The organism is Streptomyces sp. NPDC054834, assembly GCF_053611185.1.
In genome coordinates this window covers 166,091-179,979 of sequence record NZ_JBSGZV010000004.1, presented here as the reverse complement: position 1 = coordinate 179,979, position 13,889 = coordinate 166,091, and the positions used below count along the sequence as shown (strand labels likewise).

The window sequence follows — 13,889 nt, the reverse complement described above, 5'->3', positions numbered from 1 at the left end:
TTGCCTGCCGGTGCGCCAGGTCCTCTGACCGGCGCGCCGCCCCTCCCGGGTGTGCCGTCCGAGGCGCTACGCCTCCGCGGGCTGGCGCACGTTCTCCCGCACCCACTCCACGATCGACGCCGTGGTGGCGCCGGGCGTGAAGATCTCCGCGACGCCCTTCTCCTTCAGGGGTGCGATGTCCGCCTCGGGGATGATGCCGCCGCCGAAGACCAGGATGTCCTCGGCGTCGCGCTCCTTGAGGAGGTCGATGACCGCCGCGAAGAGGGTGTTGTGGGCGCCGGAGAGGATGGACAGGCCGATCGCGTCGGCGTCCTCCTGGATCGCGGTGTCGACGATCTGCTCCGGTGTCTGGTGGAGGCCGGTGTAGATGACCTCCATGCCCGCATCGCGCAGCGCCCGCGCGATCACCTTGGCGCCGCGGTCGTGGCCGTCGAGGCCCGGCTTGGCGACCACCACGCGGATCGGACCGGCTGCCACACCCATGACTGCCTCCATGAAGCGAGAAGTGAACGAACGTTATCTACAGGATCCCGCAACCGCCAGTTTCACGGCGCGGACCGAGGGGGAAATCACACGGTGGGACACGTTCGGGAGCCGCGGCGTGGTCCACGGGGTCACGAAAGGCACGTCGGGCAGGCAGGGCAGGACGCCGCGGGCGCCGCACGCCCCACGTCTCTCACGCGGGCCACTCGTGCCCCGTCGACCGCGCTTCTCGTGGCATCCCATGAGGGCACACGGGGGGCGGAGCCGTCCTCCGGCGTGCCGACAGGAGGCCGGCCATGATGGTCACCAGGGCACTGGACCCCATACTCCCGCTCTGCCGCCGCCTCGTGCCGGACAGAATCGCCGGCCTGTCCCTGGCGCTCCTGAAGGCGACCGCCCTGGAAGCCGCGATCCTCGCGGGGCATGTGCTGCTGTATCCGACCGGCATCCTCCCGGAGCGCCGCTCCCCCGTCGTGGCGGTGCCGGACGGCGGCGCCAAGCTGCCGGTCCAGGAGCGGCCGCCGGTCGTCCTGCTGCACGGCTTCGTCGACAACCGCTCGGTCTTCCTGCTGCTTCGCCGCAATCTCCTCCAGCACGGCAGGCAGCGGATCGAGTCGCTCAACTACTCGCCGCTGACCCGGGACATCCGTGCCGCGGCGGAGCTGCTGGGCCGGCACATAGAGGAGGTCTGCGAGCGGACCGGCAGTCCGCACGTCGACGTGGTGGGCCACAGCCTCGGCGGGCTGATAGCGCGCTACTACGTGCAGCGGCTCGGCGGTGACCGCCGGGTCCGTACGCTCGTGACGCTGGGCAGCCCGCACGGCGGCACCCGGGTCGTGCCGCTGGCGAACGCGCACCCGATCGTGCGCCAGATGCGCCCCGACTCAGAGCTGATCGAGGAGCTCACCCGCCCCGCGCCCGGCTGTCGCACCTACTTCGTGAGCTTCTGGAGCGACCTGGACTCCCTGATGGACCCGCTGGAAACCGCCCGTATCGACCATCCCGACCTGATGGCGCTGAATGTGCCGGTAACGGGGGTCGGGCATCTCGCCCTGCCGGTGCATCCGGCCGTCGCGTCCGGGATACGGCAGGCCCTCGACAGCGAGCGGCCGGCGGCGCGGACCGTGAAACGCCGGAACGGACTCACGGTCGCGTCCTGACCCCGGCTCGACCACGGGCGTGCCGGGCGGCGCAACAGCCGCCCGGGACGGCCCGTTTGCTGGGCGGACACCCATCCGGCTTCGAACGTCCTTCGAACACAAAGCCAAACCCACGTCCATCGTCCCCCGAAACACGGCCGAATGCCCGTTTCCTGCGAACGTGAAACCGGCCGAAGATTGTCGCGCCCGCGTACCGCCGGGTACAGTCGCCGCACTGCTCTGCCAGCCCCTGTTGTCGAGGCGAAAGAGAAGTTGGTGAACGACCGTCACCCGTCGGGGACCATGACCACCCCGACTCCGGCTTCCGACGCCGCCTCCGCGCACTACGCGACCCACGGCGGCCAGGAAGCCCAGTACGGCGACTTCACCACGTACGACGGGTACGGTGCCACCGGTTTCGAGACCGGCGCCCACGCCACCACGACCTTCGATTCCGACCCGCTCTTCGGCAACCTCCCGGGCGAGGGCCACACCACCGGCACGTACGACGCCACGCAGTGGACGACCGGCGTCGGCCAGAGCGCGCACTACGACCCGTACGCGGCCCAGCACCACGCCGCTTACGACTCCGGCGCCTACGACGCCACCGCATGGACGACCGGCCAGCAGCAGTTCGTCGGCATCCCGCACCAGGCGACGTCCCCGGACGTCAGTGGCCAGTGGGAAGCGAACGCCTGGCTCCAGCACGACCAGTCCGGGGGCGCGGCCGACCTCACCCAGCAGTGGGAGTGGGGCACGCAGGCCTTCGACACCGGCGCGTACGACGCCACGCAGTGGAACTCCGACGGCACCGCCACGGCCACCGAGCCCGAGCGCTTCGATCAGCAGGGGACCGCCACCTTCGAGCAGGTCTCCTACGAGGGGTACGAGGAACAGGTCTCCTACGAGGGGTACGAGGAGAACGCCGAGGAGGAACCCGTCGCGGACGGCGACGAGTTGGCCGCGACCGGCGAGATGTCCGCCGTCGCTCCCCTGCTCGACGACCAGGAAGAGGTCACCCCGGCGCCGCCCCGGCCGGGCTCCCGCGGCGCGGCCCGCTCCCGGCGCCGTACGCCCCCCAAGCGCTCCGCCCTGCTGACCGTCGCCGTGCCCTCGGTCTGTGTGATGGGGGTCGCCGGAATCGCCGCCGCCTCCGTCGGCAGCCTGACCGACGACAGCGGCAAGGACACCACGGCCACCGCTTCGGACACACATGCGGTGAAACCGTCCATCGCCAACAGCAAGCTGGACTCCCAGCTCAAGACCCTCTCCGCCGGCGCCGACGACTTCGCCGACCGGGCCAGCCGCACGCAGGAGCGCATCGACCTCAAGGCCCAGCAGGCGGCCGACAAGAAGGCGGCGGCCGCGGAGGCGGCCCGCAAGGAGCGGCTGCGCCCCAAGTACGTCCTTCCGGTCACGCAGAAAGGGCTCAGCGCCTATTTCGGCCAGGCGGGCGTGAACTGGATGTCGGTGCACACCGGCATCGACTTCCCCGTCTCGTACGGCACGACGGTGATGGCGGCGACCGACGGTACCGTCTCGACGAAGTGGAACAGCGCCTACGGCAACATGCTGATCCTGACGGCGAAGGACGGCACGCAGACCTGGTACTGCCACCTCTCCAGTTACCGGGTTCCCTCCGGCACGACCGTCAAAGCCGGGACGCCGATCGCGTACTCCGGGAACTCCGGCAACTCCACCGGCCCGCACCTGCACTTCGAGGTCCGGCCGGGCGGCGGAGCGGCCATAGACCCGCTGCCGTGGCTGCGCAGCCACGGGCTCGACCCGGCGTAGGCTCCCGGGGGCGCCGAGCCCCCGGAACCCCGACGCCTCCTACAGCTTCTCCACCGGCGCGTACCGCAGCAGCAGCCGCTTCGGCTTGGTGTCGCCGAAGTCGATCGTCGCCTCGGCGTTCGCGCCCGTGCCCTTCACCCCGACGACCGTGCCGAGCCCGAACTGGTCGTGCGTCACCCGGTCCCCGACGGCCAGCGCAGCCACCGGCTTCTCCGAGGTCCTGCGGGTGGCGAAGCCGGAGGCGCCCGACGCCGAGGAGCGCGAGCGGGTGGAGGACAGCGAGGCGGCCACCCCGGACGCCGGTCCGGAGGGCATCGGGGCCGCCGCTCCCTTCCGCTTCCACTCCACATGGGCGGGCGGGATCTCCTCCAGGAAACGGGAGGGCGGGTTGTATGAGGGCTGGCCCCACGCGCTGCGCAGCGCCGACCGGGTCAGATACAGCCGCTCCCGCGCGCGTGTGATGCCGACGTACGCCAGGCGCCGCTCCTCCTCCAGTTCCTTGGTCTGGCCGAGGGCGCGCATGTGCGGGAAGACCCCGTCCTCCATGCCGGTGAGGAAGACCACCGGGAACTCCAGGCCCTTGGCGGTGTGCAGGGTCATCAGCGTGATGACGCCGTCGCCGTCCTCTTCGTCGGGGATCTGGTCGGAGTCGGCGACCAGCGCGACCTGCTCCAGGAAGTCGGACAGGCCCACCGACTCGCCCTCGCCACGCTCCTGCTCGAACTCCAGTGCCACTGCCGCGAGTTCCTGGAGGTTCTCGATGCGGGTCTCGTCCTGCGGGTCGGTGGAGGCCTGCAACTCGGCCAGGTATCCGGTGCGTTCGAGTATGGCTTCCAGGACGGTGGCCGGACCCGCGCCGGACTCGACGATCGTACGGAGCTCCTCCATCAGCACGTTGAACCGCTTGACCGCGTTCGTCGACCGCGCCGCCATGCCGTACGCCTCGTCGACCCGCTTCAGCGCCTGCGGGAAGCTGATCTTCTCCCGCTGGGCCAGGGCGTCGATCATCGCTTCGGCGCGCTCGCCGATGCCGCGCTTGGGCACGTTGAGGATGCGGCGCAGCGGGACGGAGTCCTCGGGGTTGGCGAGGACGCGCAGGTAGGCCAGGACGTCCCGGACCTCCTTGCGCTCGTAGAAGCGGACACCGCCGACGACCTTGTAGGGCAGGCCGACGCGGATGAAGACCTCTTCGAAGACACGGGACTGGGCGTTGGTGCGGTAGAAGACGGCGACGTCTGAGGCCTTCGCCTCGCCCGCGTCCGTGAGGCGGTCTATCTCGTCGGCGACGAACTGCGCCTCGTCGTGCTCGGTGTCGGCGACATAGCCCGTGATGCGGGCGCCCGCGCCCGCGTTGGTCCACAGGTTCTTGGGGCGGCGGGACTCGTTGCGCTCGATGACCGCGTTGGCCGCGGAGAGGATCGTCTGGGTGGAGCGGTAGTTCTGCTCCAGCAGGATCGTCGTCGCGTCCGGGTAGTCCTCCTCGAACTGGAGGATGTTGCGGATGGTCGCGCCGCGGAAGGCGTAGATCGACTGGTCGGCGTCGCCCACCACGCACAGCTCGGCGGGCGTCAGGTCGTCCGGGCCGGGCGGCACGTCCGCCGGGTGCTCCGAGGTGCCGACGAGCTCCCGTACGAGGGCGTACTGGGCGTGGTTGGTGTCCTGGTACTCGTCGACCAGGACGTGGCGGAAGCGGCGGCGGTAGTGCTCGGCGACGTCCGGGAAGGCGCGGAGCAGGTTGACCGTCGTCATGATCAGGTCGTCGAAGTCGAGGGCGTTGGCCTCGCGCAGCCGCGACTGGTACAGGGCGTAGGCCTGGGCGAGGGTCTTCTCGAAGCCGTCGGCGGCCTGGGCGGCGAAGTCCTCCTCGTCGATCAGCTCGTTCTTCAGGTTGGAGATCTTGGCGCTGAAGGACTTCGGCGGGTAGCGCTTGGGATCGAGTTCCAGGTCGCGGCAGACCAGGGCCATCAGGCGCTTGGAGTCGGCGGCGTCGTAGATCGAGAACGACGACGTGAAGCCGAGCTTCTTGCTCTCCCGGCGCAGGATCCGCACGCACGCGCTGTGGAAGGTCATCACCCACATAGCGTTCGCGCGCGGGCCGACGAGCTGCTCGACGCGCTCCTTCATCTCGCCGGCGGCCTTGTTGGTGAAGGTGATCGCCAGGATCTGGCCCGGGTGGACGCCCCGCTCGCCGAGCAGGTGGGCGATGCGGTGGGTGAGCACACGGGTCTTGCCGGAGCCGGCGCCGGCCACGATGAGCAGCGGGGAGCCGGCGTGGACGACGGCCGCGCGCTGGTTGTCGTTCAGCCCCTCCAGGAGCGCGGCGGCGTCGATCGCCGGGCGCGGGGCGCCGTCGCGGTAATACTCGTCCCGGTCCGGCGGCACGTCGAACTTCCCGCCGAACAGATCGTCCGGAACCGGCTCCGGAGCGTGATCGTCCTCGGGCGGCGGCGGTGACTCCTCGTCGTGCCCGCGAGGGGCCTGGAGGTCCGCCAGGAAGCTGTCGTCAAAGAGGCTGCTCATCGCTCTCCGAGTCTAGGGCGCCCCACCGACAACCGGCCGCCACCCTCGGAACTTGGCCGACGGACGATCTCCTCACCCTGTGAAAGCACATGGTCACGACAACGACACACCCGTCTCGGGTCACGAAAATGTATCGGACATATCGTGCACCAACCTTCACATGAGTCACACGAGTTGGCTAGCGTTCCGCCAGGCCGTACGACCCCCACCGGCGAACCTCGCCGGGCCGCGCGGCCTCCGCCGAGTCCGGTGCGCCCCTCACGGCAGCCGGAGCCGGGGACCCACCGAGACCTTGGGGTGAATCGGCCCGCCCTCCCCACCGGGGACGACGGCCGTAGGGCAACCCTTCCGAACCACCCGCCCGAACCCGACAGCTAACCCGGTAGGCGGAACATTGGAAGGAGTCGCCTCCCTTGGCGTCGCACCGCAAGCGCCCCTCGGGTGTGGCAGGCATACGCAAGCCCGCCCTCGCCACCGCCGCCCTCACCTCCGTCGCCCTGCTCTCCCAGACGGCCGACGCCACCCCCTCCACCGACCACAAGCCGAGCATGGAGGAGGTCGAGAAGAAGGTCGACGACCTGTACCGGCAGGCGGAGTCGGCGACCGAGAAGTACAACGCGGCCAAGGAGACGACCGGCAAGCAGCGCCGGCGCGTCGACTCGCTCCTCGACGAGGTGGCCAAGCGCACGGAGAAGCTCAACAAGGCGCGCGAGAAGCTGGGTTCCTTCGCGGCCGCCCAGTACCGGACCGGGGCCGCCGCCCCCGACACCGCCACCTTCCTGCTCGCGGACACCCCGCAGGACTACTTCGACCAGGCCCAGCTGATGAGCCGGCTGACCAAGCGGCAGAAGAACGCGGTCGACGACTACGTCACCGAGCAGTCCGCGACCATGAAGAAGCGGCAGGAGGCCACCGAGAGCCTCGAGACGCTGACCGACTCCCAGCACGATCTTCAGGCCGCCAAGTCGACCGTCCAGAAGAAGCTCACCACCGCGCGCGAGCTGCTGTCCACGCTGACGGCGCAGGAGAAGGCGCGGCTCGCGGCGATCGAGAAGCAGAAGCGGGAGGAGGCCGCGCGCAAGGCCGCTGAGCTCGCGAAGGAGCAGGCGGCGGCGCAGGCGGAGGCGCAGCAGCAGAACAGCGGCTCGTCGGACGCGTCGACCTCGACGGGCTCCTCGTCGGACTCGTCCACGTCGACCTCATCGACCTCGCCGTCCTCCTCGTCCTCCACCAAGGCCGAGAAGGCGATCGCCTTCGCCCGCGCCCAGATCGGCAAGCCGTACGTCTGGGGCGCCACCGGCCCTGGCTCCTACGACTGCTCCGGCCTCACCCAGGCCGCCTGGAAGGCCGCCGGCGTCAGCCTGCCGCGCACCACCTACGACCAGGTCAACGCCGGCACCACGGTCTCCCTCGCCGACGCCCGGCCCGGTGATCTGGTCTTCTTCTACGACGATGTGAGCCACGTCGGCGTCTACATCGGCAACGGCATGATGATCCACGCTCCCAAGCCCGGCGCCTATGTCCGGGAGGAGTCGATCTACTACGGCGGCGAATCGATCATCCACAGCGTGGTGCGTCCGGCCTGAGCCGGCGGGCCCCTAGCATCGGGCCCATGCCCGGCCCCTTCTCACCCCTGCGCGTCTGGTGGGCCCGGCGTTCACCGGCGGCCGGTGCCGCCGTCATGGCGACCGGGATCGTGTCGGTGGGCTTGCAGCTGGCCGGTCGCGAAGTGCTGTCCCGGGTCGCCCTGGGGCTGGCCTGCGCCGCCTGGCTGGGGTTCGCGGCCGGTTTCACCCTGCGGCTGCTGCGCGAGCGGGAGCGGTGGGCGGCGGAGGCGGAGACGCCGAGCGCGCTCACCGCGGTGGCCGCCACGGCGGTGCTGGGCACCCGGTTCTCGCTGCTGGACCGGACGGTCCTGGCCGAGGCGCTGCTCGCGCTGGCGGTCGTGCTCTGGCCGGTGCTGCTCGTCCACGTCTTCCGGCGGTGGGAGCGGCGCATGTCTGGGGCGGTGTTCCTGGGCTGTGTGGCCACGGAGTCGATCGCCGTGCTGGGGGCCGTGCTGGCCGGGGCGACGGCCACGGCGTGGCTCGCGCACACGGCGCTCGTACTGTTCTGGCTGGGACTGGTGTTCTACGGGTTCGCCCTGGCCCGGTTCGATCCGCGGCAGCTGCTCGAGGGCGCCGGGGACCAGTGGATCGGCGGCGGCGCGCTCGCCGTCTCGGCGCTGGCCGGGGCGCGGCTGGTCGCCGCCGACAGCGGGCGCCTGTCCCTGTGGAGCGGCGACGACCAGGGCGTCCTGCGCGCCGCGACCGTAGCGCTGCTCGTGCTGGACGGGGCCTGGTACGCCGTCCTGCTGGTCACGGAGGCGGTGCGGCCGCGGCCGGGCTACGACGTGCGCCGCTGGTCGACGGTGTTCCCGATGGGGATGACCGCGGCGGCCACGCTGTCGGCCGGCGCGGCCCTGGGGATCCCGTGGCTGCGGGGGCCGGGGGTGGTGCTGGTGTGGATCTCGGTGGCGGCGTGGCTCGTGGTCGCCGTGGGCGCGGTCAGGTCCACAGCACGGCGATGAAGATGTTCGCCGTGGTCAGCAGGCCGACCAGTCCGAAGAGGTTCTTGTCGACCCGCTCTTCGTCCCGCTTCACGTAGACCAGCCCGAGGATCACGATCAGCAGGGCCAGCTTCATGCCGATCTTGATGGTGTTGACGTGGTGGTCGTCGGCCTCGTTGAGCCCGACCAGGATCACGCCGGTCGCCAGCATGGTGAAGGCGCCGTGCAGCATGGCCGGGACGAAGCGGGCCTCGCCGCGTCCCATCGCCTTCATCTGGGTCAGGAAGCCGCCGAGGAGCGCGGCGATGCCGACGATGTGCAGGCCGACGAAGAGATGGATGAGTACGTCCATGAGGCCGGAGCCTAACCGGCCGCATATATGCGCCCCATAGCACCCCGTGGTCGGCACATGCACGGGAAACCGCCGCATCGGTCAGCGCACCACCCGAAGGCGGCGGCTGTGGGCCGGAGACGCGGTCATGCCCGGACATCAGGCGGTCCTGTGAGGTCAGTTGCGTACATCGCGTTACCGGGCCGTCACAGCCGGGTTTAGCGTCCTCCACCAGGTGACCGGCTCCCCACCGCCGCCCGGGCCAGGGGCGGCAGTCGGACACCACCGCCAAGAAGGTCCGGCGACGGCCCGTTTCCCCTGTGCGGGCCGCCGCCGGACGCGTGAACCGCTCCCCACGGCGGTCCTACGAGAGGACGTGACGGTCCAGGTGGCAGCGCACCGCAAGCCCAGACAGCGCCCGCTCAGCGGCAACACCGCCCGGACGGCGGTCACCATCGCCCTGGCGGGCGCGGCGACCGCGACGGGCTTCGACGGGACCGGGCACGCCGCGCCGCGGCTCTCACCGGCCGAGGTCAAGGCCAAGGTCGACAAGCTGTACCAGGAGGCGGAAGCCGCCACCGAGAAGTACAACGGCGCGCAGGAGAAGGCGGACACGGCCCAGCGGCGGCTGAACACGCTGCGGGACCAGGCCGCCCGCAAACAGGAGAAGCTGAACTCGGCCCGTGACGCGCTGGGATCCATCGCCACGGCGCAGTACCGCAGCGGCGGGATCGACCCGGCGCTGCAACTGGCGCTGTCCGACGACCCCGACCAGTACCTGGACGGGGCCGCGTTCGCCGAACGGGCCGGCGACCGGCAGGCACACGCCGTGGCGCGGGTACGGAAGCGGCTGCGGGAGATCGAGCAGCTGCGGGGCGCCGCCCACGTCGAGCTGACGTCGCTCAGGTCCAGGCAGGCGGAGCTGAAGCGGCAGAAGAAGTCCGTCACCGGGAAGCTGGCCGAGGCTCGACGTCTGCTGTCCCAACTGCCCTCGCAGGCCCGCGCGTCGACCCCTCCGCCCGCAGACGAGGCCACCCCGGCGGCGGCCCCCAACTCACGCGCCGCGGCGGCCGTCGCCTACGCCTACCGGGCACTCGGCAGCCCCTACGTCTGGGGCGCCACCGGCCCCAACGCCTTCGACTGCTCGGGCCTGGCCCAGGCCGCGTACCGCTCCGCGGGCATCTCCCTGCCCCGCACGACCTACGCCCAGATCAACGCGGGCCGCCGCGTCTCCCGTTCCGAACTCGCTCCGGGTGACCTGGTGTTCTTCTACTCCGGCATCAGCCACGTCGGCATCTACGTGGGCAACGGCCAGATGATCCACGCCCCGAACCCGTCTGCGCCGGTGCGTCTGGCACCGATCGACGAGATGCCGTTCGCGGGGGCTACGCGGGTGGCGTGAGCGACCCGACGAAGGCGGCCCAGGCGGGTCCGGCGACCGTGAAGCGAGGGCTGTCGGGGCCGAGCTTCGAGTCCCGGACGTGGATGGCGTGGGGGCAGGGGGCGACTTCGAGGCAGTTGCCGCCTTGGCTGTCGCTGTGACTGGACTTGCGCCAGTCGAGGGCGACTTCGAGGCAGTTGCCGCCTTCGGTGCCGCTGTAGCTTGACTTGAACCATTGCAGGTCCATGCTCATTGCCCCTCCGCCACCTTGCCGATGAATCGCGCGGATTCCGAAAGACTCAGCGCCTGCCGAAGGATCATCGCATGGCGCTGTGTGGCGACGCTGACGCGATCCGGGTCCGAGTAGAGCACGCCGGTCGTCTGCCCCTCTTCGTATCCAAGGTGCTCGTGTTCCGACGTCTCCAGCAACACGAGCGGCCCGTTGAGGCCCGGATGCGCACCGACGATCGGCAGCACCTGCACGGTCACGTTCCGCTGCTCGGCCACGGCCAGCAGGTGACGCAACTGACGCGAGTGCGCATCGGCTCCTCCGACCTTGTTCCGCAGCGCCGACTCGCCGATGACAAAGCTGAAAGACCGCGTCTGCTTCGCCAGAAGATCCTGCCGCTTGAGCCGGGCCGTCACGCGCTCCTCGACGGTTTCGTCATCCAGGGGCGGCCAGTGGGCCTTGAGCAGGGAGCGGGCGGTCTCCTCCGTCTGTAGAAGCCCGGGAATGAGCAACGGCTCGTACGAGCTCAGCGAGATGGCCTCGGACTCGTACCGGATGAAGTCCTGCGAGAACGTCGGAAACGGCTCCGGCTTCAGGTACTCCTGCGCGGCAACGAGCTTCCCACCCGCCCCGCACACCTGATCGGCGATCTGCAACAGCCGCAGCGTGGGTCGACGTCGGCCGTTCTCCATCGACTTGACGTACTCATAGTCGTAACCGGCCTCCTTGGCCAGCGCCTCCCGCCCGACGCCTGCCTCCGCACGCCACAGCTTGATCTGGCTGCCGCAGTACCGCCAGGCGATCGGCGGCTGGGAGTTCACCTCTGTCGACACGCACACCTCCGCCGGGTCCACGCCGGGTACGGAACTCCCCGTACCCATGCCGTTACTCGTGAGGCTAAACACAACCCGGCACCGTGATCTGGCACAACGTCAGAACTTCCACGCAAGGGATGAACAGCGCATGCAGACCCCGTGGCCCCCACTGCCCACCACGGCCGCCCCGATGGACATCGAGTGGCGCCTGCCGCGTCACGCCCGAAGCGTGGGCAGGGCACGCGCGCTGTTCCGCGAGCAGGCGGCGTCTTGGGAACTACCGCAGGACGTCACGGACACGGCGGAACTCCTCCTGAGCGAGCTGATGACGAACGCGTACCGCCACGCGAGGGTCCCGGCCGGCCGTGAGATCTGGGCCCGCTGCGTGGTCACGGAGGACCGCCTCCGCGTAACGGTGACGGACGCGAACGACACCTTCCCGACGCCGGGCGCCCCGTCCCCGGACGACGAGTCGGGCCGGGGGCTCACGCTGGTGGCGGCGCTGGCGGACGACTGGGGCGCAGGGGGCAGGGAGTGCGGCCTCGGCAAGGAGGTGTGGTTCGAACTCGCCATCGCCACCTACCCGACGCTCACACCAGCCGACGCGCCGTCGCCCAGCGGGTCAGCTCGTGGCGGTTGGACAGCTGGAGTTTCCTCAGTACCGCCGACACATGGGACTCGACCGTCTTGACGGAGATGAAGAGCTGCTTGGCGATCTCCTTGTAGGCGTAGCCGCGGGCGATGAGGCGGAGGACCTCCCGTTCGCGCTGGGTGAGGCGGTCGAGGTCCTCGTCGACGGGCGGGGCATCGGTGGAGGCGAAGGCGTCGAGGACGAAGCCGGCCAGCCGCGGGGAGAAGACCGCGTCGCCCTCCTGGACGCGGAAGACGGAGGCGATAAGGTCCGTGCCGGTGATCGTCTTGGTGACGTAGCCCCGGGCGCCGCCGCGGATCACGCCGATCACGTCCTCGGCCGCGTCCGAGACGGACAGGGCGAGGAAGCGGACCGGCTGCTCGGCGTCGGCCATCAACGCGGCGCAGCGGCGCAGCACTTCTACCCCACCGCCGCCGGGGAGGTGGACGTCGAGGAGGACCACCTCGGGCCGGGTCGCGGTGATCACCGTGACCGCCTGATCGACGTCGGCGGCCTCGCCGACGACCTCGACGCCGGTCTCCTCGGTCCGGCCGATCTCGGCCTGGACGCCCGTACGGAACATACGGTGGTCGTCGACGAGGACCACACGCACTCGGCGCTCCGCCGCCGCCCCTGTCGCCCCCGCCGTGCCGTTCGCCTCGGTCGCGTCGCTCATGACGTCTTCTCCGCCCTCTCCATCTCCAGTTCGACCTCCGTGCCGCCGTCCGGCACCGCCCGCAGCCGGGCTGTGCCGCCGTTGCGCTCCATACGGCCGATGATCGATTCTCTGACACCCATGCGGTCGGCGGGTATCGAGTCGAGGTCGAAGCCCGGGCCGCGGTCGCGGACGGACACGAAGACCGTCCTGCCCTCGACTTCGGCGTAGACCTGCACGGCGCCGCCGTCGCCACCGTACTTGGCGGCGTTCACCATCGCTTCGCGCGCGGCCTGCATCTGTGGGCCGATCCGTTCGTCGAGCGGGCAGTCGCCGACCACGACGACCTCGATGGGGACGCCGTGCTTGTCCTCCACCTCGGCGGCGTTGCGCTTCACCGCCTCGGCGAGGGTGGCCGGTTCGTCGGCCTCGTCCTTGCCGTTGCCCTCGGGCTTGTAGAGCCAGGCGCGCAGGTCGCGCTCCTGGGCGCGGGCCAGGCGGCGCACCTCGCCCGCGTTCTCCGCGTTGCGCTGGATCAGGGTCAGGGTGTGCAGCACGGAGTCGTGGACGTGCGCGGCGACCTCGGCGCGCTCCTGGGCCCGGATACGCATCAGGCGCTCCTCGGAGAGGTCCTGCGTCATGCGGACGAGGTAGGGGCCGGCGAGCAGCGTTATGCCGACGAGGACCGCGAGGGCGGCCTGGAGGACGGAACCGAGGTGGGCGGCGGAACCCTGGAGCACGAACATGCCGGAGACACCGGCGGTGACGAGCAGGACACCGGCGACCGCGCGCAGGAGTGTGAGGGTGCGGCGGCGTCTTCCGACCTCGACCCAGCGGGCCCGGCGGGCGTTGTCCGCCTGGCGCCAGACGAGGGCGACACCCCCGCCGACCAGGACGGCGGGGATGAGATACGCCTTGGCCGCGCTGCCGAGGTTGACGCTGCCCACGAAGACCACGGCCACGGCGACCATGAGGAGCAGGGCGACGATCTGCCCCCGGTCCGGTCTGCGGGCGACGAGCCTGCGGCGGCCGTCCGGCGCGATCTCCGTACTGACCAGGGACGGTGGCTTCTGGTCTCCGACGCCGCCGACACCGAGCGGGACGAAGAACCAGAACGCCGCGTACAGCAGCGCACCGAGGCCGTCGGCCAGGAACAGGCCCGCGAACACGAGCCGCACCCAGATCACGGGCAGCCCGAGGTGCCCGGCGAGGCCCCGTGCCACACCACCGAGCCAGCGGCCGTCGCTGCTGCGGTAGAGCTTGCGCAGGGGCCGCGGGTCGTCGTGGGTCACTGCTGCGGCTTCCGGCATGCCAACGATGGTCACACGGCCGCAGCAGCGGGGCATCAGGGTCCAGCCCCGAG

13 protein-coding genes and 1 riboswitch are annotated in these 13,889 nt (G+C 70.7%); of the genes, 6 read left to right on the top strand and 7 right to left on the bottom strand.

Annotated elements, in window-relative coordinates; all coding sequences use genetic code 11:
• Positions 1-66 precede the first annotated feature (66 nt).
• Positions 67-483 (bottom strand): cobalamin B12-binding domain-containing protein, encoded by a 417-nt coding sequence (locus ACWGJM_RS08090; protein ID WP_390740234.1) that lies wholly within the window; start codon positions 481-483, stop codon positions 67-69.
• 296 nt (positions 484-779) lie between these two features.
• On the opposite strand from ACWGJM_RS08090, the gene ACWGJM_RS08085 reads away from it, so the two are divergent.
• Positions 780-1,643, top strand: coding sequence for an esterase/lipase family protein (locus tag ACWGJM_RS08085; RefSeq protein WP_453410811.1), 864 nt, complete (start codon positions 780-782; stop codon positions 1,641-1,643).
• Positions 1,644-1,898: 255 nt separating this feature from the next.
• Complete coding sequence (locus tag ACWGJM_RS08080; protein ID WP_453410810.1) at positions 1,899-3,416, top strand: M23 family metallopeptidase; 1,518 nt, start codon at positions 1,899-1,901, stop codon at positions 3,414-3,416.
• Positions 3,417-3,455: 39 nt separating this feature from the next.
• Here the strand turns inward: ACWGJM_RS08080 and pcrA are convergent, their stop codons facing one another.
• A complete protein-coding gene (pcrA, locus tag ACWGJM_RS08075) occupies positions 3,456-5,936 on the bottom strand; it encodes a DNA helicase PcrA (protein WP_453410809.1) in 2,481 nt (826 codons plus the stop codon).
• Between the two features lie 228 nt (positions 5,937-6,164).
• Positions 6,165-6,341: riboswitch (cyclic di-AMP (ydaO/yuaA leader) on the top strand.
• 8 nt (positions 6,342-6,349) lie between these two features.
• On the opposite strand from pcrA, the gene ACWGJM_RS08070 reads away from it, so the two are divergent.
• Positions 6,350-7,522, top strand: a complete 1,173-nt coding sequence (locus tag ACWGJM_RS08070; protein WP_453410808.1) for an NlpC/P60 family protein — start codon at positions 6,350-6,352, stop codon at positions 7,520-7,522.
• A gap of 26 nt (positions 7,523-7,548) precedes the next feature.
• Positions 7,549-8,505 carry a tellurite resistance/C4-dicarboxylate transporter family protein gene (locus ACWGJM_RS08065; protein ID WP_453410807.1) on the top strand — a complete coding sequence of 319 codons (957 nt, stop codon included), beginning with the start codon at positions 7,549-7,551 and terminating at the stop codon, positions 8,503-8,505.
• Here the strand turns inward: ACWGJM_RS08065 and ACWGJM_RS08060 are convergent.
• Positions 8,483-8,836 carry a hypothetical protein gene (locus tag ACWGJM_RS08060; protein ID WP_453410806.1) on the bottom strand — a complete coding sequence of 118 codons (354 nt, stop codon included), beginning with the start codon at positions 8,834-8,836 and terminating at the stop codon, positions 8,483-8,485. The genes ACWGJM_RS08065 and ACWGJM_RS08060 overlap by 23 nt on opposite strands.
• 367 nt (positions 8,837-9,203) lie before the next feature.
• Here ACWGJM_RS08060 and ACWGJM_RS08055 point away from each other — a divergent pair, with 367 nt between their 5' ends.
• Positions 9,204-10,217: an NlpC/P60 family protein gene (locus ACWGJM_RS08055; RefSeq protein WP_453410952.1), complete on the top strand. Its 1,014-nt coding sequence runs from the start codon at positions 9,204-9,206 to the stop codon at positions 10,215-10,217.
• Here the strand turns inward: ACWGJM_RS08055 and ACWGJM_RS08050 are convergent.
• Both ACWGJM_RS08050 and ACWGJM_RS08045 read right to left on the bottom strand, forming a co-directional pair.
• Positions 10,201-10,449 carry a DUF397 domain-containing protein gene (locus ACWGJM_RS08050; protein ID WP_453410805.1) on the bottom strand — a complete coding sequence of 83 codons (249 nt, stop codon included), beginning with the start codon at positions 10,447-10,449 and terminating at the stop codon, positions 10,201-10,203. The two genes, ACWGJM_RS08055 and ACWGJM_RS08050, sit on opposite strands and share 17 nt — an antisense overlap.
• Entirely contained in the window at positions 10,446-11,258 is an 813-nt protein-coding gene (locus ACWGJM_RS08045; RefSeq protein ID WP_453410804.1) for a helix-turn-helix domain-containing protein, read from the bottom strand. Before ACWGJM_RS08045 ends, ACWGJM_RS08050 begins: the two co-directional genes overlap by 4 nt.
• A gap of 46 nt (positions 11,259-11,304) precedes the next feature.
• Between ACWGJM_RS08045 and ACWGJM_RS08040 the strand changes: the two genes are divergently transcribed.
• Positions 11,305-11,931: an ATP-binding protein gene (locus ACWGJM_RS08040; protein WP_453410803.1), complete on the top strand. Its 627-nt coding sequence runs from the start codon at positions 11,305-11,307 to the stop codon at positions 11,929-11,931.
• Here ACWGJM_RS08040 and ACWGJM_RS08035 read toward each other — a convergent pair.
• Together ACWGJM_RS08035 and ACWGJM_RS08030 are read right to left on the bottom strand one after the other, a co-directional pair.
• Complete coding sequence (locus ACWGJM_RS08035) at positions 11,831-12,547, bottom strand: LuxR C-terminal-related transcriptional regulator (protein WP_453410802.1); 717 nt, start codon at positions 12,545-12,547, stop codon at positions 11,831-11,833. The two genes, ACWGJM_RS08040 and ACWGJM_RS08035, sit on opposite strands and share 101 nt — an antisense overlap.
• Entirely contained in the window at positions 12,544-13,836 is a 1,293-nt protein-coding gene (locus ACWGJM_RS08030) for an ATP-binding protein (protein WP_453410801.1), read from the bottom strand. The genes ACWGJM_RS08035 and ACWGJM_RS08030 overlap by 4 nt, the downstream gene beginning before the upstream one ends.
• Positions 13,837-13,889 lie beyond the last annotated feature (53 nt).

Coding starts and splice junctions, on each gene's coding strand:
- ACWGJM_RS08090 (WP_390740234.1), bottom strand. CDS start 483: ATGGGTGTGGCAGCCGGTCCGATCCGCGTGGTGGTCGCCAAGCCGGGC.
- ACWGJM_RS08085 (WP_453410811.1), top strand. CDS start 780: ATGATGGTCACCAGGGCACTGGACCCCATACTCCCGCTCTGCCGCCGC.
- pcrA (WP_453410809.1), bottom strand. CDS start 5,936: ATGAGCAGCCTCTTTGACGACAGCTTCCTGGCGGACCTCCAGGCCCCT.
- ACWGJM_RS08065 (WP_453410807.1), top strand. CDS start 7,549: ATGCCCGGCCCCTTCTCACCCCTGCGCGTCTGGTGGGCCCGGCGTTCA.
- ACWGJM_RS08060 (WP_453410806.1), bottom strand. CDS start 8,836: ATGGACGTACTCATCCATCTCTTCGTCGGCCTGCACATCGTCGGCATC.
- ACWGJM_RS08050 (WP_453410805.1), bottom strand. CDS start 10,449: ATGAGCATGGACCTGCAATGGTTCAAGTCAAGCTACAGCGGCACCGAA.
- ACWGJM_RS08040 (WP_453410803.1), top strand. CDS start 11,305: ATGCCGTTACTCGTGAGGCTAAACACAACCCGGCACCGTGATCTGGCA.
- ACWGJM_RS08035 (WP_453410802.1), bottom strand. CDS start 12,547: ATGAGCGACGCGACCGAGGCGAACGGCACGGCGGGGGCGACAGGGGCG.
- ACWGJM_RS08030 (WP_453410801.1), bottom strand. CDS start 13,836: ATGCCGGAAGCCGCAGCAGTGACCCACGACGACCCGCGGCCCCTGCGC.